Here is a 20,348-nt window from a genome sequence, read left to right on the forward strand (position 1 = left end):
TGGCGGTTGGAGTTCCCCGGTTTGGTGGAAGGAGATTGACGATGGTGACGCTACTGCTGTTGTTCGCGGCGCTTCCGATGGAGGCGGCCACCGTCGATCGAGTCGACTTGATCGAGGTGAACCATTACTACGACGCCCAGGGACGACATGTCATCGATCAACTCATCTTCTGGGACTGGGATCGCGATCGCTTTCAGATCCGGGCCTGGCGGCTGATCAAGAATGAGTCGCAGTTGCCAACCCGCGACTGGGATCGCGACCAGTACGTCTGCTACTGGCGCGACCTGACGCAGTTGCGCAAGGTCTACGCGCCGCAGAAGCGAGAAACGTGGACGAACTACGACCCGGAGGTTCTGGAGCGGGAAATCTACCCGCGGGAGCGGCGGCAAGAGCTCAGCCGCACGAAATAACGCCCAACGGTAGCCCGAAGCGCAAGCGAGGGAAATGCAGCATCTAGTCCTACGGACTGCTTCTCGTTAATCACGCTTGATCAAAACGCATGCCCACTATGCGCACTTGCGGACGCATTTCCCTCGCTTGCGCTTCGGGCTACTAAAGCCGCGCAGCGCTACGGCCAATTTACACCCGATGTGAGGCGGTATGGACAAACCATCACAAGACAAGGCGGATGCTGCGCGCCAACGCCGCGTTTTGCGGGCGATGCGTCGCGCCAGCCGAGAAGCGTGGGATATCGATGATGACCTGCGAAGATTGTGCGTCAAGCAAGCCCGCGACACCCTCGAAAACGATGAAGCGAACGTCCGCGATCGCCAAAGCGCCGCCGCCTTCGTGCTAAAGCTCAGCGAGTTCAATCTCGACCGCGCGATGCTGATGGCCGAGATCGATTCGCTGCTCGGCGGCGAAAAGACGCCGATCTCCATCCTGAACAACAAAGACTTTTTCGGTAACGACGCGCATGAAACGGTTGAACCTGCGGATCAAGAATCACCTGGCTCAAAAATCGAGTCGCCGGGTGATTGAAGTTCCGCAGCCGCTGCCGCATCAGCTGCCGATCCTCCGCGATACGCATCGTCACAAACGGGTAATCTGCGGCAGACGCTGGGGAAAGACCGGCGTCGGGCTGATCGCCGCGATCCTCGGGCATGGCGATCCGGCGGGACCAGGACATTGGAAGGGAATCGTCGACGGCGGCAACTTGTATTGGGTCGCGCCGACGTTCGCCCAGTCGAAGAAGATCGAACGGGACCTTATCCGGGCCTTTGAACGAAGCGGGCTCCAATACTCAAAGTCGGAATGCCGCATCGAGCATCCCAGCGGCGGCAGCATCACGATCAAAACGGCCGCGGCCCCAGTCAGTTTGCGCGGCGACGGGCTCGACGGCATGATCGGCGACGAGTTCGCCTTCGTGCGGAAAGAGATCTGGTCCGACGCGCTGCGACCGGCGCTCTCCGATCGCCGCGGCTGGTCAATGTTCCTGACCACGCCGAACGGGCCGAACTGGATCAAGGAGCAGCATGACCTCGACGGGGTCGATCCGCACTACAAATCATGGCAATGCCCGACCAGCGAGAACCGTCTGATTGATCAAGCGGAACTCGACTCGGCGCTGCTCGATCTCGGCCAGGCGTCGTTCGATCAGGAGTACCGCGCGCAGTTTGTCGACATCAGCGGCGCCGAGTTCTCGGGGCTCTACTTTCAAACGCCGACCTTTTGGTTCGACCAATGGCCGGCGGAGTCAGAGATCCGCTATCGGGTGATCGGGCTCGATCCGTCGAAAGGGAAGAGCGACAAGGCGGACTACAGCGCGTTCGTGCTGCTGGCGCTAACGTATGACGGACAGATATACGTCGACGCCGATATCGAACGCCGCGACGTTCGCAAGATCGCGGAGAAGGCGTGCGAGCTGTGCAAGCTGTTCGAGCCGTACGGGCTGATTGTCGAAACGAACCAATTTCAAGAGCTCCTTCGCTGCAACATCGAAGACCTGGCGAAACGGAACAATCGCCCGCTGCCGATTTACGGCCGCACGCATCACGAAGACAAACGCACCCGGATCCGGCGGACCCTAACGCCGTTTCTGTCGCGGGGAGAGTTGCATTTCAAAGCGGATAGCCGCGGCGCGAAGCTGCTGGTTTCGCAACTGAAGGATTTTCCGGTCGGCGCCTACGACGATGGGCCTGACGCGCTGGAGATGGGGATTTCGCTGCTGGCTGAACTTTTGAACGGAAGGAAATAGGGATGGAAAACCGAGGACGAAAGCTGAGCGAACAGCGGCGCGAGCGGATCCGCAAATTGCTGGGAGAAGGGATGTCGGTTCGTTGCGTGGCTCGCGCCATGCAGGTCGCTCCGTCGACGGTGCAACGCGTCCGAAAGGAAGAGGAGCGTGCGGTCGTTGCAGAGTGCGAGACGACGCTTGGCGGCGCAGAATCGCAGCGCGATGCCGATGCCGCTTCGTGTGAAGAAAAGTGGTTGACAAAACGCACGGAATTGTCATCGAATGTCGCCGCACGATCGGAGGATGGAACGGAAGAATCGCAAATGTTCTCGCTTCGTTCGTCATTCGGATGTCGGCATTCGTCATTCGCGGCCATGGCATTCCCTCGCTTGCGCTGCGGGCTAGTGTTGGCGGTTCGCCTGATTCAAGCGTTTCAAAATTGTCTGTTGACAAAGCGCACGCGATCGAAATTGAATGACGCCGCGATGATTGAGAAGCCGCCTGATTGCGAATCGAACTTCGGCGAGGTGAGGCGGTGGCGATTGAGGTTGAGGACGCATTCCCTTGCTTGCGCTGCGGGCTAGTGCAAGAGCGAACATTCAGAATCGAGTAGTTCCCATGCAAGAAGAATCAGAGAGTTGGGTGACGCGTGAGCAGGAGTTGCGAGCCGAAATCGAAGTTCGGAGTCGCTTGCAGCCGCTCCGCGATCACCTGGTGGAAGCCGCGTCTCGTCCGCAGCAGGTCCGCGAGTCTTTAGGCGACGTTCGTCTTGCTCACGGTCCGGCTGTTACGCGGCCGATCGACTTCTATGAAACCGTCAGCCTGGAATCTTGGGCGACGCCTGATACGGCGACCAATCGCAAAGATGGCCACTATGGGCCGGTCTTTCGATCGGAATCCGAGCTATCGCTCTTCCGCGGTATCGCTCGCGCCTTGGCGGACGGGGACGAAACGGCGGTGGGGGTCTTGGGAAACCTGGTCCACTACGTCGTGCACACCGGTTTCACGTACGCGGTCAACGCGACGGAGAAATCGGCGAGCGTCGACCTGTTGCGAGACGAGGCGCGGCGGTGCATGGAGGAGTTTCTCGCGCACAACGAGTGGGAACTGAGCTTTGAAGAAGAGCTGGTCAAAGATTCGATCGTCGACGGCGAACTGCTGATCGCGCTGGAAGCGGAACAGGGGAGCGTACGCGCCCGACATGTCGAACCGGCCTGGCTCACCCAGCCGGTTGATCCGCGGCTGCTCGAAGAAGAACTGCGGCGGCGACTTCGCATTTCGCATGCGATCGATTGGCGTTACGGCGTCGCCACGCGGCAAGGAGACGCAACCGAGGTGTACGGGTACTTCGTGCGTTGGAATGGCGACGCCGAGCAGTGGAACTTCTACCCGCCGTCTCGGTTCCTCCATTTGAAGCGGAATGTGCCGCGGCATGTGAAGCGGGGGCTGACCGACTTTTACCCGGTCAGCGGGCGGATCGCTGGAGCGACCGAACTGCTCAGCCGCATGGGAACCGGCGCCGGGATTCAAGCGTCGATCGCGCTGATCATTAAGAACTCGACGAGCGGACCTAGCGGCGGTTCGATCGAAAGCTTGACCGGCGGCTCGGCTTTCGCGGCAGACAATCCGCCGTTCGCAACCAGCAACTGGCGGAACGGCGAAGTGATCGACACCTTCGGCCGCGAGTTTCAGGCGGGACCGATGGGAGGCCAGCAAGCGGCGGGTTTTGTGCGGATCTTGCAAGCGATGCGCCGCGCAACCGGCGTTCGCTGGAGCATGCCGGAGCACATGATCAGCGGCGACGCCAGCAACAACAACTACGCGTCAATCCTGGAAGCCGGCGCCCCGTTCACACGCGCGATCGAATCGGCCCAGCAAAAGTACATCACGGCGTTCGAGACGCTGCTGTGGCGGGTGCTGCGGATCTACTTCGAGATGGGGCGTTTCAACAAGCATGGCTTCGCCTGGCGACAGATTCGCAAGCTGCTCGCGATGACGATCGAGGCGACTTCCCCGGCGGTGCGCGACAAGGAGAAGGAACTCCGCGTCGCGCAATCGCTGCGGGAAGCAGGCGTCCTATCGCGCCGCACGATGGCCAGCCGCTTCGATCTCGACCTCGACGAAGAGCGACGCAACGACGCGAACGAGTCCGTCGAATAGTAGGCCCGAAGCGCGAGCGAGGGAAATGCGGCGCGCTTTCGCATCTTCTCAATGTAAAGGGTGGCACTGCTGGCTTGCCCAGCAGTGGGAGCCTGTGAATTGATTCCAACCAGATTCACTGCTGGACAAGCCGGCAGTGGCACACCCACGGAGATAATATGTCCAAACAGAAGCAACTACGCGTCAAAGAAGCGGTCGGCGTCGCGCAACACGCCCGGCAAGTCGATCGCGAATCAGGCGTCATTCGCATGGTGCAAATCTGCGGCCCTCTTTCCCGCAACGGCCGCAATTACGCGGCGGCTCTCGACTCGGCGGTCGGCCTTTACGAAGGAGTGAAGGTCAACATCGACCACGGCTTCGCGCCGGGGGAAGAACGTTCGTTTCTCGCCGGGTTCGGCGTGCTGCGGAATGTGAAGCGGCAGGGAGACGCGCTCTACGGCGATCTCCATTTTCTGAAGTCGCATCAATTGGCCGAACTCGTCTGCGAGCGGGCCGAGCGATTTCCCGAGACGTTCGGCTTGTCGCATGACGCCGACATCGACGGCTATGTCGACGACGCCGGGGTTTTTCAAGTCACCAAGATCATCGCGGTTCGATCGGTCGACCTGGTAGGCGAACCGGCGACGGCCCGCGGCATTTTTGAATCGGAGCGAACCGGAATGAAAACGACGATTGGCGAGCGGATCGCGTCGCTCGACGCAACCGCTTACCCGGCGCGGGACGCGGTGCTAGCGAAACTGCAAGAGCTTGAAATCGACGGCGAGCCGATTCTGGAGCGTCCTTGGGAAGAAGGCGATCAGACGCCGGGTGAGGCTCTGGCCACCAACTTCCGCACATTGGTCATCGCCGCGCTCGACGCCCAAGAATCGGCCGACGTGATTCACGCGATTTGCAAAACGCTCGAGCAGTTGCAAAGCGGTGAAGCGGTCGACTCTCCGCAAGCGGTCGAAGAAAGTCGTCGCAATCAGATTCTCGCCACGCTGCGGGAAGTAACTCGGAGGCTCGATTTTCTCGAACGAGATCAATGGGCCGCCTCGGTCCTCGAGTCAGCCGGCATGCCGAGCGATTCGCCGCTGCGACAGCAGTTGCGAACGCTGACCACCCGCGCCGAGATGGAAGCATTTGTCGACGCCAGCGATCTCGGCCCGGCTCTCGCGCCAATCGCCGGCGGAGAGATTTCCATTTGGGAATCGAATGCGCCAGACGGCGAGTCGCTCCATCGCACCCGCGAACAAATGTACGCCGCCTGGGGCATTGGAAGTAAGTAGAGAGGAGAACCCCATCTCCGTCCTTAGACATTAGTCATTCGTCATTCGACATTCACCAACCAGTGAACCCCTGTTTCAGTTAGGACTACCATATGCCTTCGACTCTCCATCCCAACAGCCCGGTCTACGGGCTCGATTTTCAGGCCGCCTATGCGGATCACTGCTTCGGCCTCGACTCGGACGTCTTCGAGAAGCTGAGCGATAACGCTTCGGCGGCGATCGGCGTGACCGACGCTTCCGGCGGCGTCCTCTCGATCGCGACCGGCGCGACCTCGGCCGCCGACAACGATGGTTGCTACCTGGCGACCAAAGGGGAAGTGATCAAGATGGATCACTCCTTCGTCCTGAAGTCGAAGTTCAAGTACAGCGAAGCGGGGGCTGACGTCGCCAACGTCGTCGCCATCGGCTGTATGAACAACGCCGCCGTCGGGACGGTGCTTGCCGCTAACGGCGCGGGTCCAGCGGCCAGCTTCTACGGCGCCATGATCTACAAGGTTGATGGCGAAACGACCTGGAAGTGCGTCAGCTCGGCCGGCGCCACGCAGTATATCGACGATACCGGCGTCACCGCCGCGTCGAGCGAACTGGCCGGCTTCGAGATCCAGTTCGAGGTTCTTCCCGGCGGCGCCTATGGACGTTTCGTCTTTTTGATCGACGGGCGCGTCTGCACCAAGGCGACGTCGAACCTGAACGAGCCGATCACGCACGAAGTCCCCCTGAGCGGCGCGACCGAAATGAACGTCCTCTGCGGCGGCCAAACCGGCAGCGCCGCGGAAGAAGTGTTTTATCTCGACGCGATCGCCTTCGCCGTCACGACGTAGCCGCACCCGAAACTAGCCCGCAGCGCAAGCGAGGGAATACTGCGCCCATAAGCTACTAGTGGGAACCTGCCCCTCGCTTCCAACTTGATTCACTGCTGGACAAGCCAGCAGTGGCACACAGCACAAAAATCAAATTCCCTACGGAGTCTTACATGAACTATCTCGAACTTGCCCATGATTTTGAAGTTGGCGAACGTCAGCGCAAAGCGGTTTGCCGGCGGATGGGGGTGCATGAGTCGATCAGTTACGACGAAGTCCCCAACCCGGCGATGGACGCGTTGAAAGTCGCCCTGCGTTCCGGTCACTTGAAGCCGGAAGAGATCAGCATTCGCAGCATCTTCGAAGCGACCGTCACCGACCGGATGGGAAAGCGATGCGGCCGCGAAATGGTCAACAGCTGGCGCGATACGAAGGATGGTCGCGTAACCGGCCACCGCATTTACGAATCGGGCGTGCGGAGCGCCGCATTCGCCAATTTGATCGGCCAGGTCTTCTACACGCGGATGATGGAAGAGTTCAACAAGCCGGAGCTGATCGGCATGTCGCTGGTCGAACTGATTCCGTCGACCCACCAGTGGGAAAAATTCGCCGGGATGACGATGCTCGGCGATCACGCCCAGGAAGTCAAAGAAGGTCACGATTACCCGACGGTCAGTCTGGCCGAAGATTGGGTGATGTCGCCGGAAACGAAGAAGTACGGCTTCATCGTGCCGATCACGCGCGAAGCGATCTTCTTCGACACGACCGGCATGGTGCTGCGTCGCGCCGGCGAAGCGGCGATGATTTTGGCGGTCAATCGCGAAAAGCGGATTCTCGATACCTGTTTGGGCATCGTCAATTCGTATCGTCGCAAGAATCGCCCGATCATCGACACCTACGGCGCGAGCAGCGGCGACCATGACTTCGACAACCTGGTCGCGTCGAATCCGCTGGCCGACTACGAGTCGCTGGTCGCCGTGCACGAAAAGTTCCAAGCGATGACCGACCCGCAGGATGGGGAGCCGATCGTCTTGAGCAAAACGCAGCTGGTCTGTCCGAAGTCGCTCGAGTGGAAAGCGAAAGCGATTCTCAACGCGACCGAAGTTCGCGAGACGAGCGGCGATCGCGAAACGATCGTGCAAGGAAACCGCTTGCCGCGCGACTACGAGATTCGGAGCAGCGAATACGTCCAGTCGCGAACCGGATCGGCTTCGAGCTGGTTCTACGGCGACTTCCAAGGCGCCTTCGCCTATGTCGAGAACTGGGCTCCGGAAGCGGTCGAAGCGCCGACCGGCAGCCATCTCGAAATGACCCGCGACATCGCCGTTCAGTTCAAGATCAGCGAACGGGGCGTAATGGCGGTCAAAGAGCCGCGCAAGGTGGTCAAGTCGACCGGCTAACGGCGCCTAGTTTATTCACCAACTGGTCGCTCGCGGCCGGTTGGGTTTCTTCCTCACGATGAGAACCTCCATGACGCAAGAGAAATCGAAAGACGACCTGGCGGCCGAGCGGGCCGAGCTCGAAAAGTTGCGGGCCGAGTTGGCCGCCGAGCGGCAACTGCTGGACGAGGAGATGGCCCTGCTCGAAAAGTCGCAGACGTCGTCGCGCCAGCAGACGTCGTTTGCTGATCGCATTCACGTCCGCGACCTTCCGAAAGATGTCGAAAACGTCCGGGCCTGGCTGCGGTCGAAAGGAAGGCAGGCGATCGTTCGCGACTACGAAGTGACCCTGCGAAGCGGCAATGGTCGGCCGCGGGTGGTGAGCCCGGTCATCGCGATCGACGAGGCGGAAGCGATCAGCATCGCCTTCACCCAGCTGAAGATCGAAAGCACCCAGGCGTACAACCCGTACGCCCGCGTGATTAACGCGTAGTCATCAACGTGTGGTGCCATGTTCTTACGGCGTCTACGACAGAAGGGCATGTCTTTGTCCTGGCAAAACGCGTTGAAGACATGCTCTTCTCGCGAAGACGCGATAAGAGCATGGCACCCTTCTTTTGCTCGTTTCAGGTAGACCATATGACCCTCACCAAACTACAGCAACTCGAAGCGCTCGAGACGCGGCGGGATACGCTTCTGACGCAGATCGCGGCGCTCACCGAAAGCGAAATCGGCGGCGGCCCTGACACATCTGGCGGCGGCGAGCATGTGCAGCAGGTCGCGTATCGCCAAAGCTTGTACGAAGAGCTGGAGCAGATTGAACGTTCGCTCTCGCTGCTCCGCGGTCCTTGGATCGTGCGGCGACAAGGACGATTGGCATGAGCTACTACGACGCCGTGAAAGACAATTGGCGGGCCTTCGGTGATATCGAAGAGGTCGCCTATGCGGACGCCGCCGGCGAGACGAGCGGCGTGAAAGCTCGCGTGATCGAGCCGGATGAAAAGAGTCTTGCCAAAGTCGACGGGCTCGCCGCACTCCCAGGCGCCTACGCCACCCTTGTGCTGTGGGACGCGACGCTCGCCGGCAAAAAGCCGGTCGGCGGCGGAGTGATCACGCAGTTCGATGGAACGAAATGGACCGTGCAGGCGGTGCAAGGCGCCCAGTGGAATACGCAGTGGCGCTGCCTTTGCATCCGCCATCGCGCGTAATTCGTAGGGTCCGCTGTGCGGACCATGAGAAGCCTTATGGGATTGCCAACATGAACGAAGCATCTTTGGTCCGCACAGCGGACCCTACGGAGACAAATCATGTCAAGCGCTTTTGAAATGATTTGGGACGCCGTGTACGCGAAGATCCTTGAACTCGATCTCGCCGGCATCACCAGCGTCAACGTCAAGCAGCAGCAATGGCCGCTGAATCCGAGCAGCGGCGAGATGACGTCGGGCATCTTCGTATGCCCGGTGACCGAAACTCTTCGCTCCGAAGGTTCGAACGCTCGCAGCGAGATTGGCTACGGCTTTGAGGTTTGCCTGATTCAGGCCAGCAATCAAACGCTCGGCAAGGGAACGCTCGGGACGTTGCTGACGTGGCGAGAAGCGATTCGCCGCGCGTTTCATGACAAGCTGCCGATCACCGCCGGCGGCGTGGTTCGCACCTGGTGCGAGCCGGGGAAAGTCGCGCTTCCCGACGCGTTCGCCAAACAGTACGACGCCAGCGCGCTCGTCATTCGTTGTTACGTCTACGAAGGGTAAATCATGTCGGTAACGCACGTTTCAGGTTTTCAAACGCAGTTGGGCTTGGGCCCGCAACATGCGACCAATTTGGCGACGCGACAACTGGAGCACTTCGGCGTCGACCTCGACAAGCAGTCGACGATCGTTCGCGCGGACGGCATGATCGGCCAGCGCTCGCCGATCGGCGACTCGGCGCAGCCAGGGACCTATACGGTGGGCGGAACGATCTCGTTGCGGCCGCGGCCTGACGATCTGTTGTTCCTGTTTCCCTACATTCTGGGCGCCGCCGAAGTGAGCGACGCGTTCGCGTTGGCCGAAACTTTGCCGGAACTGGTTGCGACCGTCGATCGGAAGATCATGGTCAACACCTATCGCGGGCTCAAGGTCGACAAAGCGACCTTCCGCAGTCGGAAAGGGGAACTGCTGGAGCTGGAGCTGGATCTGCAAGGGAAACTGGCCGACGCGACCGCCGCGGCCGGAACCTTTCCGAGCATTGCCGCCACCCTCTCGGCGAAGAACCCGTTCGTCCATCATCAGTCGAGCGTCACGATCGACGAGACGACGATCGAAGTCGACAACCTGGTGATCACGATCGACAACGCGCTGGAGCTCGATCGCTTCAACAATAGCCAGACTCGCACGACGCTGCCGGAAGGTTCGCGACGCATCACGCTCGCATTTGATACCGAGCTGAACGACGACGTGCTGGCCAACTTGATCGAAACGGCGGCCCGCGGCGTGACGGCCGAGGTGGAATTCGCCAACGGCGTCGACACGCTCACCTTTACCTTTGGCCTGGTGCAGCAGCCGAAGACGCCGCTATCGATTCGGGGGAAAGGAACGACGCGACCGCGCCATCAGCTGGAGGCGTTTGCCGATCTGGCGAATGGACTGCCGCAACTTGCGGTCGTTTGCACCGACGCTTCGTAACTCGCCATTGGAAACGAATACGCATGACCGACTCCGACTTCTTCCTGGACGACGGCTACTTCGAGACCGGGCACATCTCGGCGCTCGACGGCGTGCACGGAGAGCTCCACTTCGTCTATCGCCCGATGATTCACGCCGACAAAGAGGCGTACTACGAACTAGCGAAGCGTGCCGACGTCGCGCCAACCACGGCGATCGCCACCTTCGTGACGCGGCATCTGCAGGAGTGGTCCCTAGCGCGGCCAATCGAAGTGGAGCAGGTCGAACGACTGCGGCCGCGGCTGCTTGAGCGGCTCTTCTACATCGTGATGGGAGAGATCGCCAGCGATCAGGAAGCGACTGACCTAAAAAACTGACCAGCGGCGTCGCGTTGCTTTTAACGCATCCCGGCGCCGCCCTGATCGACTGCGACGATTGCCAAAACTATCTGTACGACCTGGAGACCGGCCGCCGCGTGACGTTTCGCCAAGGACCCGATCGACTCGAAACGCCGCAGCCCCGTTTACCGGGCATGCCGCTGCAATGCGGCAGTTGCCCGAAACGTTCGCCTGCGGCAGCGAAAGCGCTGGAGCTGTCCGCCAAGAACTGGAAGACCTATCGCCTCTGGCGCGAAGTTCGCGCGACGTACGGGCGTTGCCTCTCGCCGGCGATGGCCCGCGATTCGATAGTACGCCGCAACCTGGCGGCGATTGATGCGGTCGTGCAGCGTCACGAGAGCAGTGAAAGAGGGAGGTACGAATGACGACGCCAGACGAACAGCGGATTGTCCGCTACACGCTTCAGCTGGGGATTGATCCTTTGGAAGAGGCCCAGCAGAGCATCGGCGACGCGATCGCCAAAAGCCAACGCGACGCGACCGAAGTGACGCGATTGGAAGCGGCGAGGCGACAGCGGATTGAGTCCGACTCGATTCGCGAAATCGCGGCGCTGCAGGCCGAAATGCTCGCTGAGCGTCAGCGATTGGAACGGCAGACGATCTCGGGGCTCGCTAGCAGCGACTTTGAACGGCCCAAGGGGCAGGTCGATCCGGAATCTACTCGCGATCCGGCGCCAGAAAATGCCGCCAAGCGGGACTACGCGGCATTGGCCGATGCGTCGCGACCGACGGTTGCGCCAGAACAACCGCGCCAAGAAGATTCGCCTCCTGGCGATAAGGCGCCGGTTGCGGCGACGCCGCCGCTACAGGTCGAGGCGAAAGCGAAGCGGGAATACGTCGTTCACGTGGAAGAGGACGTCGACCAACTGGTTGAGCGGATTGCTCAGCAGATCGAAATGCAACTGGATGCGCGTGAGCAAGGGATTCTCGAACAAGTGAAACGGCGGCTGGCTGATTTTGCTGCGAATCGTGGGTCGTCGTTTCGTGGCGCCTAAGGGAATGAGTTGCTTGCGGCGGCATTGCCTTGCTTGCGCTGCGGGCTAGCGTCGGGACGAGGTGAAATCTGAATCAAACCCAAAGCGAGTTTGAACGCTATGTACTTAAAAATCGGCAATTACACGCACGAAATCGGCGGGCCGCAGCTTTCGATCACGCAGCGGCCGGTGCTGAGCGAAGGGGGCGTTCCTTTGGCTCAGCTTCACAGCTGGCAGATTCAAGGAATCGTCACCGGCAGTGGGCAAAGCGAGATTGACGCGAAGGTCGCAGCACTGATCGCCGCGTATCGGCAGCGCGGGTTCGACGCGTCGCTGCTCCTCTCCGACGGCGTCACGCCGAGTCAGCATGCCTTGAAAAACAGCCAAGCGATCGGCGGCGTGCGGGTGGTGAGCGGGCCCAGCTTTCCTAATGGCGCCGGCGCCGAATACGCCACGAAGCGGACCTTTGCGGTGACGCTGGAAGCGGAGATTCCGATCGAAGATCCGCAGACGGCGCTCTTGAACTTTCGCGAGTCGCTGTCGTTGTCCGGTGGCGATCGCCGCGTCGAGTGGACCGAGACGAAGCTCGGCCCGCCGAGGGCGCAGATGACTCGCCGGCAAACGATCTATCGCGCCGTGCAAAGCGGCCAGGCGGTTGGCTATCGGCAGTACCCGCTGTTTCCGGGGTTTCTGTTTCCGCAGCAATATGCGGTCGAAGCGCCGCGCCTGACGTATGGCGGGGGCAAGCGACGCTTGAGCGGCGACTTTACTGATTTCTCGCTCAGCTGGGAGGTCCGCTACGAGTCGGATCGACCTTTGGCTGGACGTCCTCATTTTGCGTAACGCAACGGAGCTTGAACGAGATGGCCCTTTTTGTTTGGCGAGGAGACGCGCGTCCCAAAGCGCAAGTGGTGCATGTGACGGCCGAGTTCGTCGAAGCGGGGGACGTGTGCACGTTGACGATTAACCGCAAGGCGATCAGCTTCGCCGCCCTTAGCAGTTCGGTCGTGCCGATCTACGAAGGCCTGGTCGCGGCGATCGAAGCGTCGGATGTGCAGGAACTGGCCGACATCACCGCCGAAGTGGTCAGCGACGCTTCGCCGCCCTATTTGAAACTGACCGGGGCCGGCGACGGTCGCCCCTTTACCGTGACGGCCGCCGCATCGAACGGTTCGCTCGGGAACGTCTCGGTCGCGACGACGACCAGCTCTTATGCTGGGGCGAACGAGAAACAGCAGATCGGCATGCCGAGCGGCGTCACCGGCGGCACGTTCACCCTGTCGTTCGACGGCGAGACGACCGGCAGCATCGCCTACAACGCGAGTGCGGCGACCGTGCAGTCGGCGCTCGAGACGCTGGCGAACATCGACAGCGGCGACGTCGAGGTCAGCGGTTCGAGCGGCGGGCCGTGGGTGGTCGAGTTCAAGCAAGCGTACGCGGCGACCGACGTGTCTCTGATCACGATCGACTCTTCCAGCCTGACCGCAGGGACCGTGAGCGTCGTCGAAACCTTGAAAGGTCAGGGAGGGACGAACGAGATTATTCGCGTCACCATGGCGAAGAGTTCGTCGACCCCGTCCGGTACTCCGCTCGAGTACGGGATGGCGTTCGGATCGAGCAACTATATCTTCCGCTGGAAAGATTTCAGCGAGCTCGATACCGCGGCGAAGTTCAAGACGGCGATGCAGGAGCACGCGTCGATCAACTCGTCGAACGTTAACGTGACCCTCGTTTCCTCTTCCGGCGGCTTTGAGCGCGTCTACGACGTGGAGTTTACCGGTTCGCTCGGAGGTGCGAACTGGAGCATCATGTTCTTTGACGAAAGCGGCTACGGAACCGGGACCGGCTTGACGACGCTGCAAAACGGCAGCGCGACCGGAACCAACGAGCAACAATTGGTGAGCTTGTCGGGATCACCGAGCGGCGGCACGTTCACGCTCGGTTATTCCGGGCAAACGACCGGCCCAATTGCGTACAACGCCAGCGCGGCGACCTTGCAGACGGCGCTGGAATCGCTGTCGAATATCGGCAGCGGCGACGTCGTCGTCAGCGGTTCCGCGCCGAACTGGACGATCGATTTCGACGGGGACCTTGCGGCGCAAGATGTGCCGCTGTTGACGGGCAATGGCGCAAGCTTGACCGGCGGCGCTGGATCGATCGAAACGACGCAGCTCGCCGCTTCGCCGGTGAACGAAAAGCAGACGGTCTCGCTTTCGACCGGCGTGACCGGCGGGACGTTTACGTTGACCTACGCTGGGCAAACGACCGGCAACATTTCGTACGCGGCGGCCGCTTCGACCGTTGAAACGGCGCTGGAGGCGCTTTCCAACATCGATGCGGTCGCGGTGAGCGGTTCTTCCGGCGGTCCTTGGATTGTCGAGTTTCAAGGGAGCCTGGCGGCAACGAACGTCGCTTCGCTGATCGGCGACGGCGGCAATTTGACCGGCGACGATTCGCAAACGCTTTCGATCACGACGGTGACGACGCCGACCGGCCCGCATCACTGGAGCGAAGCGGCGAACTGGGATCAAAACAGCGTGCCGGTCACCGGCGCCGACGTACGAATCGAGAACTCGTCGTCCGACATCTTGTACGGCTTGGATCAATCGGCTGTGACGCTGCAAAGCCTCGATGTGCGGGCCAGCTACAGCGGATCGATCGGTTTGCCGGACGTCAACGCGGCTGGTTTTTTCGAATATTTGCCGACGCACCTGGCGATCGGTGCGACGACCGTTCGCATCGGCGAAGGGGAAGGAAACGGCTCGCCGCAGATTCGGCTCGATAGCGGCGCGGAACAAGCGGAGATCACCGTGTGGGGAACCGGCTCGCCCGCCTCTTCGACAGGCTACGCCCTGGAGTGGATCGGCACGCATGCCGCTAACGTGCTGACCGTTTACAAGGGAACGGTCGGCGTGGCGATGTGCGGCGGCGAAGTCGCGACGCTCGACTCGCTCGACGTCAGCTTTATCAGCAGTCGCGATTCGGATGCGCTCGTTTACCTGGGAGACGGCGTCACCGTCGGCTCAATCGTGAAAAACGGAGGCGAGCTGGTGATCGCAGGTCGCAGCGGCGGCAATATCACGTCGATTCAGTCGTCGGCCGGCGAGGTCCAACTGCGCGGAACGGACGGCGTCGAGTCGCTCACCGTCGAAGGTGGCGACTTCTATTACTGGTCGACCGGAACGTTGGCCGCCGGCGCCGTGATCAGCGGCGATGGGCAGTTGATCTTTGATGGCGATCTTCGCCCGAAGACGGTCGCCGGAACGATCAGCGTTTTTGGCGATTCGGCCGGCGTGATTGACTCGGCGGAAGTGGTCAACGTCGACGGCTATCTATCGCTTCATTTTCAAGGCACGTCCCGGTTCGCCGATCTCGGCGGCGACATCATTATTTCGCGCGGCACGGCCGCAGAAGGAGAGGAAGAAGTGAGCGTCACTCTGTACGCAGCGGCAATGCAAATGGTGAGCGTCGCGGTCGATAGCGAATTGGAATCGATCGCCGCCAAGTTGGCGACCGAGAGCTACTCGCACCCCAGCGGCAAACTGGAAGCCGACATCATTCAGATCGACGTCATCGCACCAACGGCGGACCTCAGCGTGCACGACGCCAGCAACGACACGGATGGGCAAACGGTCGCCGCCGACGCGACCGAATATTTTCCAGTCGCTGGCAGCGCAGCGACCGCCTTGCGGCTGATTACGGAAACGACCGCCGACGTGTTGCTGAAGATCTACTATAAGTAAGGAGCCGCGATGTCTTACGAATCTTTAAAGGCGGAGTCGATCGGTTGGTGGGAATTTCAGGAGACGTCGGGGGCGACGCTTGCCGACGATTCGTCGAACGGCAACGACGGCACGATGTACAACTATTACGCCAGCCCCGGATTCTTGACGAGCACGACGGGGCCGACCGCGTGGCTGCCCAGCGCGATCGGCATCGTCGGCGACAGCAGCTACAAGGGGATTCAGCTGGGCAGTTTCCCCACGTCGTTCGTATCGGGCGGCGGGGCGCGAACCTATGCCGGTTGGTTCCAGGGAACTGGCTCCGACGCCGACTACTTCCTAGGGGCTGGGGAGAGCCATTCGATGGCCTCGGACGGGTACGCGTTTGCGGTAGGCGCGAGCATTGGCGAAAGCTTGCCGTTGCGTGTGAAGCTAGGTGCGACGCTGACGGTCAACATTGCATCGCCGCCGGAAATCAGCTTGGGCCAGTGGTATCACGTCGCTGTTCGCGTCCCATCCGGCAGTTCGCCGATGGCGTCCGATATCGATTTCTTCATCAATGGTACGGAGTACGGGACGAGCCTTTCCGGTTCTGACGCGGCGCTCAACACGTCCTTCAGCGGAACTCCGATATTCGGCAGCATACTCTGCGCGGCGACGGAGGCCTACGTCACCGGCGGTTGCACTGGCTACATGGCCGGCTGGGCGACGTTTGACCGGGCGCTCACCGACGCCGAGATCGTCACGCATTATAGCAACTCGGACAGCGGCGGCGGTGGAGGTAGCGGCGCAAGCGGTCGACGTAGGCCGCGGCTTGGTCTCGGCGGAAACCTTGGCATAGGGATGCGATGATGACGGCCCCCGAAGCGACCTTCTCTTACCCCGGCGTCGGCGACTTTGTCGAAGTTCGCTACACGCTCGCCCATGGCGTTAGCCCTGGACGAATCACGCTGCGAACGTTGCCTGGCGCCGCCGATCCGGCGGCGATCGGCGCCGCAAGTTTTCGTTACGCCGGAACGCAGATCGCAATGCCCAATTGTCGCGTCGATTCGGTCACCGCCGAGACCGACTACGCAGGGCGTTCGATCTTGCGATTCGAAATCCTTGATCAGCGCTGGGCCTGGAAGTTCGGCGCAATCTCCGGCGAGTACAACATTCGCACGCATGACGGCAAAAGCATTCAGCCGGGAACCGAGCAGACGCCGCGTCAGCTGGCGCAGCTTTGTCTCGACGCGATGGGAGAGCAGGGGGACGTCGCCAAAATGCCTGATCGGCTGCGTCCCTACGTGAACTGGGACTACAAAGTCCCGGCGCTGGCGCTCGCCGACTTGGCCGATGCCTGCGGATGTCGCGTGGTGCTGAAGATCGGCGGCAAGGTGGCGATCGAACCGGCGGGGCAAGGAGCGGCGCTGTCGATCACGCCGGCTGCCATCGCCGGCGAAGCGGTTTACGATCCGCCGGAGACGCCGACGTCCCTCAAGTTCGTCGCGGCGCCCAGCCTTTACCAGGTTGACTTTGACCTGGCGCCGGTCGCGGTCGAGCCGAGCGGCGAAATTGTTCCGCTGGACGACGTGAGCTACGCGCCGCCGCGCGGTTGGAAGTCAGAGCCGCTGATCGATCTGGGAAACGTCGAGACTTCGTTTCGCGAGCTGGCCCAGAGCTGCGTTTGGAAGTATTACCAGATCCAGCCGAAGTTCACCCTCCCTGGCGATCCAAAGACGAAGGAAAACGTGATCGAGCGGATCGAGGAAGTGTTGCCGCTGCTATCGCATCAAGTCGAAGCCGATCCGCTGCCTGACAAAACGCTGCGGCGCCGGCCTCCGTGGGTTTACGGACTGTTCGAAAAGGGAGCGTCGACCTATCCCCAAGTCCGCGAGAGCCAGCATCCTGATCCAAATTTGAACGACGTGCCGGAAGGCATTTATACCCGCTCGTTCCGGGTCGACCATGAACGCGGCCTGGTGATCTTCACCGAGCCGGTCTTCTTGTATCGCAAAGTGGACGCGGATTACGAGGCGCATCCCGCGCGGCTGAAACTGCGCATCGCCTGTCAGCGTCGCGACAAGAAAACCCGCGGCGTGGTGCGGTACGAATTCTCGCCGCAGAAGCGGGCGCGGCAGATTGCGGCGCAAACGATCGTGCGCGACGACATTGCCCGCGAGGTCTACGTTAATCACAAGACTCGCAAAGTGGTCGCCAACGAAGCGGAAGTAAAACGTCAAGCCGAGTACTATCTGGCCGCGGCCGCCAAAGAGTTGCAAGCGGCCCAGCCGGGGACCCTTACTTACGACGGATTCTGGCCGATCAATCCGGATGGCGCGATTCGACAAGTCAGTTGGTCGATCGGTAGCGGCGGTCGCGGCGTGACCATAGTCAGTCGCAATTGGGAAGACGAACTGGTCGAGATGAGCTATCGCGAACGTCGGCTGCTGGAACGGATGGTCGAAATGTCGCGAACCGAACGTCGCCGCGAACAACGAGGAGAAGGCCGATGAGAAACGCATTTCGCTGGTTGCCGTTTGTGAATCGGGGAACGCGTGAGATTCCGCCGTTTGCGGTGATGGCGCCGGCGACGATTTCGCCGAGTTCGAGTTTGAAGTTGGGCGCCGTCGAGACTGCTGACGACGACGCTTGTCTTCGTCTGGCGCCGGTCGACGAGGCGCATGCGCAGTTGCAAGACGCCGGGCTCCTCTTTGTGAATGGACCGCAAACCGTTCCGGTCCGTCGCCGCGGAAACTGCGTTCAGTCGGGCGTGATCCAAGCGCTGGTGCGTCAGGACGAGAGCGACGGAATCGATCATCGCGCGCTCGTCCGCCCCGACGTTTTGCTCGGAGCGACGGAGGATTGTTTTGCGCTCGGCGCCGGCGGCTCGGCCTATCGCTTTCTCGGCTTCGAGGGGTGTCCCGCCACCGAATATCGAGACCCGGCTAACTTGCAGCAGCGTTATCGGATTGGCTGGGTAACCCCTTCCTATTCGGCCGCGACGCGCTATTTCAAAACGGAAGAACTGCGGCGGCAATACGTTTATCCTTACGCCGGCATTGGCCTGATCTTGGAAGAGAATCGCGCGTCCTTGAGCGGCGGAGCGACTCGGCCGCAACTTTCGAGTAGCGTCGACTTCGCCTATCGCGCGTATGACGCCGCCGTCGCTCCGGGCGGAGCGCCGAACTTTGCGAAAGTGAAATGGGGAACGCCGCCGCTCCCTGCATCGCGGTCTGGAGATACGCAATCGCCGATCGCCGCCGACGAGAAAGGGGTGATGCAGATCGAGTGCAAAGTGGACGGCGTTTACCAAATCGGGTTCACCGCATCGATCAAAGCGGTCGAAGCCGGAATCGATGTGCGCGGCATGACGCTCGGCTTTCTGGTCGAACGTCAGCGGTTCGATTACCAGGCGAGCCGCGAAAGCGATCTGGCCGACGACGAAAGCGGAATCTTTCTGTCGGCCTGGCAAGAAGGAATCTACGTCCGCCCAGAAAACTGGGCCCAATTCGAAGAGATCGATTCGTACTTCACCACCGTTTCCGGCACGACGATCGTCGCCGCCCAACGAGGCGATCGTTTCCACATCATCAACGCCGCCACCGGCGTGCTGGAGATCCGCTATTTGAACTGTTGGGCGAGTGGACTTTGAAGTAGAAAAGATAAAACACTAGCCCGCAGCGCAAGCGAGGGAATGAGACGGGAAATGTCTAATGACTAATCACGAATGTCTAATGCCGAGGAGCGGCTTGCATTCTTTCTTTATTAGACATTAGTCATTCGCCTGCGCGGCGGGCTAGTGTTGCGGTTACTCGGCGCCTTGCTCGGCAAGCAGCGTCAAGCGTTTCACCTCGCGCTGGGTGGCGATCAATTGGCTTTCGAGATCCATGCATTCGCGCTGGAGATCTCGGACGATCATCGTGTCGTCGCCGGGGGCGAGCAGATTGCCGATCTCGGGGCGATTCAACTCGTTCAATTCGCGATAGCAGGTCGCGTAGCCATGGTGATAACTCAGAAAGGCGACGACGCCGAGCAGTACGCAACTGCCGGCCGAGATGATCAGATAGCGTGAGAAAGCCATGCTCGCCTCGTCTCGATGCCTGATTACCAGTGCGGATGCGGAACTGGTTCGAGTTGACTGTATGGTAGTGGTAAAAAGAGGGGTTCGGCAAGTCCTGGGCGCGTTTTTCTGACGGAGACGTTGAAGAACGTGGATCGTCAGACCCAGTAACTCGTCACATGCGAGTTTCGAAGAGATAAGATACCCTTGTAACCGTGGATCATCGAGAAAGTTTCGAGGGTGACGACTATGTCCGAAAGCCTTTCCAGCGAATCGAAACAGGCCAAGCGTCGGCGGATTATCAAGACGACGATCGTCGCGTCGTTACTGCTGGCCGCTGGGCTCTTGGCGATTGGGTTCGTCATTGGCTACCGATTGGCGACGGTTTTTCCCCCCAGCGAAGTTTCGATCATCGGGGTCGAGACGACTCCGACCGAGCGGATCGTTTATTTGCAAGAAGACGCCAATACGTTTTATTGGTCTGAATCGGTTTCGATCTGGGGAGAGCCGAATCCCTGGGTGACGCTCCATCGTCGCTGGTACTTTAGTCGCCACTTCGCCTCCGACGAATATGGGGATGGCGACCGCTTTTCGGTCCCGCTCGACTGCGAGCGGTTCACGCTGCTCGGCGCCTGGGGAGATACGTACACGATCGAGATGGCTGATTTGCCGGAGATCGCCAGCGAAGATGCGCCGCCAAGCAGACGGGAATTGAAGTTTCAAGATGCGATGCAGGAGTACTAGGGCGCTGAAAAAACAGAGCGCGTACTCGACGAATTAAGGTCCAA

23 protein-coding genes are annotated in these 20,348 nt (G+C 60.7%); 22 read left to right on the forward strand and 1 reads right to left on the reverse strand.

Annotated elements, in window-relative coordinates; all coding sequences use genetic code 11:
* Positions 1-41 precede the first annotated feature (41 nt).
* The 21 genes from LOC68_RS09810 to LOC68_RS09905 all read left to right on the forward strand — a co-directional run bounded on the left by LOC68_RS09810 (position 42) and on the right by LOC68_RS09905 (position 19,152).
* Complete coding sequence (locus LOC68_RS09810) at positions 42-410, forward strand: hypothetical protein (protein ID WP_230218132.1); 369 nt, start codon at positions 42-44, stop codon at positions 408-410.
* Between the two features lie 190 nt (positions 411-600).
* Complete coding sequence (locus LOC68_RS09815; RefSeq protein ID WP_230218133.1) at positions 601-981, forward strand: hypothetical protein; 381 nt, start codon at positions 601-603, stop codon at positions 979-981.
* Positions 917-2,197, forward strand: a complete 1,281-nt coding sequence (gene terL / locus LOC68_RS09820; RefSeq protein WP_230218134.1) for a phage terminase large subunit — start codon at positions 917-919, stop codon at positions 2,195-2,197. The genes LOC68_RS09815 and terL overlap by 65 nt, the downstream gene beginning before the upstream one ends.
* Positions 2,198-2,199: 2 nt before the next feature.
* Entirely contained in the window at positions 2,200-2,760 is a 561-nt protein-coding gene (locus LOC68_RS28770; protein ID WP_390623355.1) for a helix-turn-helix domain-containing protein, read from the forward strand.
* Positions 2,761-2,794: 34 nt separating this feature from the next.
* Complete coding sequence (locus tag LOC68_RS09825) at positions 2,795-4,336, forward strand: phage portal protein (protein WP_230218136.1); 1,542 nt, start codon at positions 2,795-2,797, stop codon at positions 4,334-4,336.
* Positions 4,337-4,494: 158 nt separating this feature from the next.
* A complete protein-coding gene (locus LOC68_RS09830) occupies positions 4,495-5,604 on the forward strand; it encodes a hypothetical protein (RefSeq protein ID WP_230218137.1) in 1,110 nt (369 codons plus the stop codon).
* 92 nt (positions 5,605-5,696) lie between these two features.
* A complete protein-coding gene (locus tag LOC68_RS09835) occupies positions 5,697-6,425 on the forward strand; it encodes a hypothetical protein (RefSeq protein ID WP_230218138.1) in 729 nt (242 codons plus the stop codon).
* A gap of 152 nt (positions 6,426-6,577) precedes the next feature.
* Complete coding sequence (locus tag LOC68_RS09840; protein ID WP_230218139.1) at positions 6,578-7,804, forward strand: phage major capsid protein; 1,227 nt, start codon at positions 6,578-6,580, stop codon at positions 7,802-7,804.
* Between the two features lie 70 nt (positions 7,805-7,874).
* Positions 7,875-8,276: a hypothetical protein gene (locus LOC68_RS09845; RefSeq protein WP_230218140.1), complete on the forward strand. Its 402-nt coding sequence runs from the start codon at positions 7,875-7,877 to the stop codon at positions 8,274-8,276.
* 146 nt (positions 8,277-8,422) lie between these two features.
* Entirely contained in the window at positions 8,423-8,665 is a 243-nt protein-coding gene (locus LOC68_RS09850) for a hypothetical protein (RefSeq protein WP_230218141.1), read from the forward strand.
* Positions 8,662-8,991 carry a hypothetical protein gene (locus LOC68_RS09855; protein WP_230218142.1) on the forward strand — a complete coding sequence of 110 codons (330 nt, stop codon included), beginning with the start codon at positions 8,662-8,664 and terminating at the stop codon, positions 8,989-8,991. Before LOC68_RS09850 ends, LOC68_RS09855 begins: the two co-directional genes overlap by 4 nt.
* Before the next feature lie 99 nt (positions 8,992-9,090).
* Positions 9,091-9,534 carry a hypothetical protein gene (locus LOC68_RS09860; RefSeq protein ID WP_230218144.1) on the forward strand — a complete coding sequence of 148 codons (444 nt, stop codon included), beginning with the start codon at positions 9,091-9,093 and terminating at the stop codon, positions 9,532-9,534.
* Positions 9,535-9,537: 3 nt separating this feature from the next.
* On the forward strand, positions 9,538-10,446 hold the full coding sequence (locus LOC68_RS09865; protein WP_230218146.1) for a phage tail tube protein: 909 nt from the start codon (positions 9,538-9,540) through the stop codon (positions 10,444-10,446).
* 23 nt (positions 10,447-10,469) lie between these two features.
* Positions 10,470-10,802: a hypothetical protein gene (locus LOC68_RS09870; RefSeq protein WP_230218147.1), complete on the forward strand. Its 333-nt coding sequence runs from the start codon at positions 10,470-10,472 to the stop codon at positions 10,800-10,802.
* Positions 10,803-10,816: 14 nt separating this feature from the next.
* Positions 10,817-11,188 carry a pilus assembly protein PilM gene (locus LOC68_RS09875; RefSeq protein WP_230218149.1) on the forward strand — a complete coding sequence of 124 codons (372 nt, stop codon included), beginning with the start codon at positions 10,817-10,819 and terminating at the stop codon, positions 11,186-11,188.
* Complete coding sequence (locus LOC68_RS09880; protein WP_230218151.1) at positions 11,185-11,817, forward strand: hypothetical protein; 633 nt, start codon at positions 11,185-11,187, stop codon at positions 11,815-11,817. Before LOC68_RS09875 ends, LOC68_RS09880 begins: the two co-directional genes overlap by 4 nt.
* A 99-nt stretch (positions 11,818-11,916) precedes the next feature.
* Positions 11,917-12,639 (forward strand): hypothetical protein, encoded by a 723-nt coding sequence (locus LOC68_RS09885; RefSeq protein WP_230218153.1) that lies wholly within the window; start codon positions 11,917-11,919, stop codon positions 12,637-12,639.
* 20 nt (positions 12,640-12,659) lie between these two features.
* A complete protein-coding gene (locus tag LOC68_RS09890; RefSeq protein WP_230218155.1) occupies positions 12,660-15,539 on the forward strand; it encodes a hypothetical protein in 2,880 nt (959 codons plus the stop codon).
* 9 nt (positions 15,540-15,548) lie between these two features.
* Positions 15,549-16,370 carry a LamG domain-containing protein gene (locus LOC68_RS09895; protein ID WP_230218157.1) on the forward strand — a complete coding sequence of 274 codons (822 nt, stop codon included), beginning with the start codon at positions 15,549-15,551 and terminating at the stop codon, positions 16,368-16,370.
* Positions 16,367-18,013, forward strand: a complete 1,647-nt coding sequence (locus LOC68_RS09900) for a hypothetical protein (protein ID WP_230218159.1) — start codon at positions 16,367-16,369, stop codon at positions 18,011-18,013. Before LOC68_RS09895 ends, LOC68_RS09900 begins: the two co-directional genes overlap by 4 nt.
* Positions 18,010-19,152 carry a hypothetical protein gene (locus LOC68_RS09905; protein ID WP_230218161.1) on the forward strand — a complete coding sequence of 381 codons (1,143 nt, stop codon included), beginning with the start codon at positions 18,010-18,012 and terminating at the stop codon, positions 19,150-19,152. The genes LOC68_RS09900 and LOC68_RS09905 overlap by 4 nt, the downstream gene beginning before the upstream one ends.
* A 156-nt stretch (positions 19,153-19,308) precedes the next feature.
* Here the strand turns inward: LOC68_RS09905 and LOC68_RS09910 are convergent, their stop codons facing one another.
* Positions 19,309-19,581 carry a hypothetical protein gene (locus LOC68_RS09910; RefSeq protein WP_230218163.1) on the reverse strand — a complete coding sequence of 91 codons (273 nt, stop codon included), beginning with the start codon at positions 19,579-19,581 and terminating at the stop codon, positions 19,309-19,311.
* 228 nt (positions 19,582-19,809) lie between these two features.
* Between LOC68_RS09910 and LOC68_RS09915 the strand changes: the two genes are divergently transcribed.
* Positions 19,810-20,304: a hypothetical protein gene (locus tag LOC68_RS09915; protein ID WP_230218165.1), complete on the forward strand. Its 495-nt coding sequence runs from the start codon at positions 19,810-19,812 to the stop codon at positions 20,302-20,304.
* Positions 20,305-20,348: the final 44 nt, after the last annotated feature.

It is taken from the genome of Blastopirellula sediminis, assembly GCF_020966755.1.
Classification (GTDB): domain Bacteria; phylum Planctomycetota; class Planctomycetia; order Pirellulales; family Pirellulaceae; genus Blastopirellula; species Blastopirellula sediminis.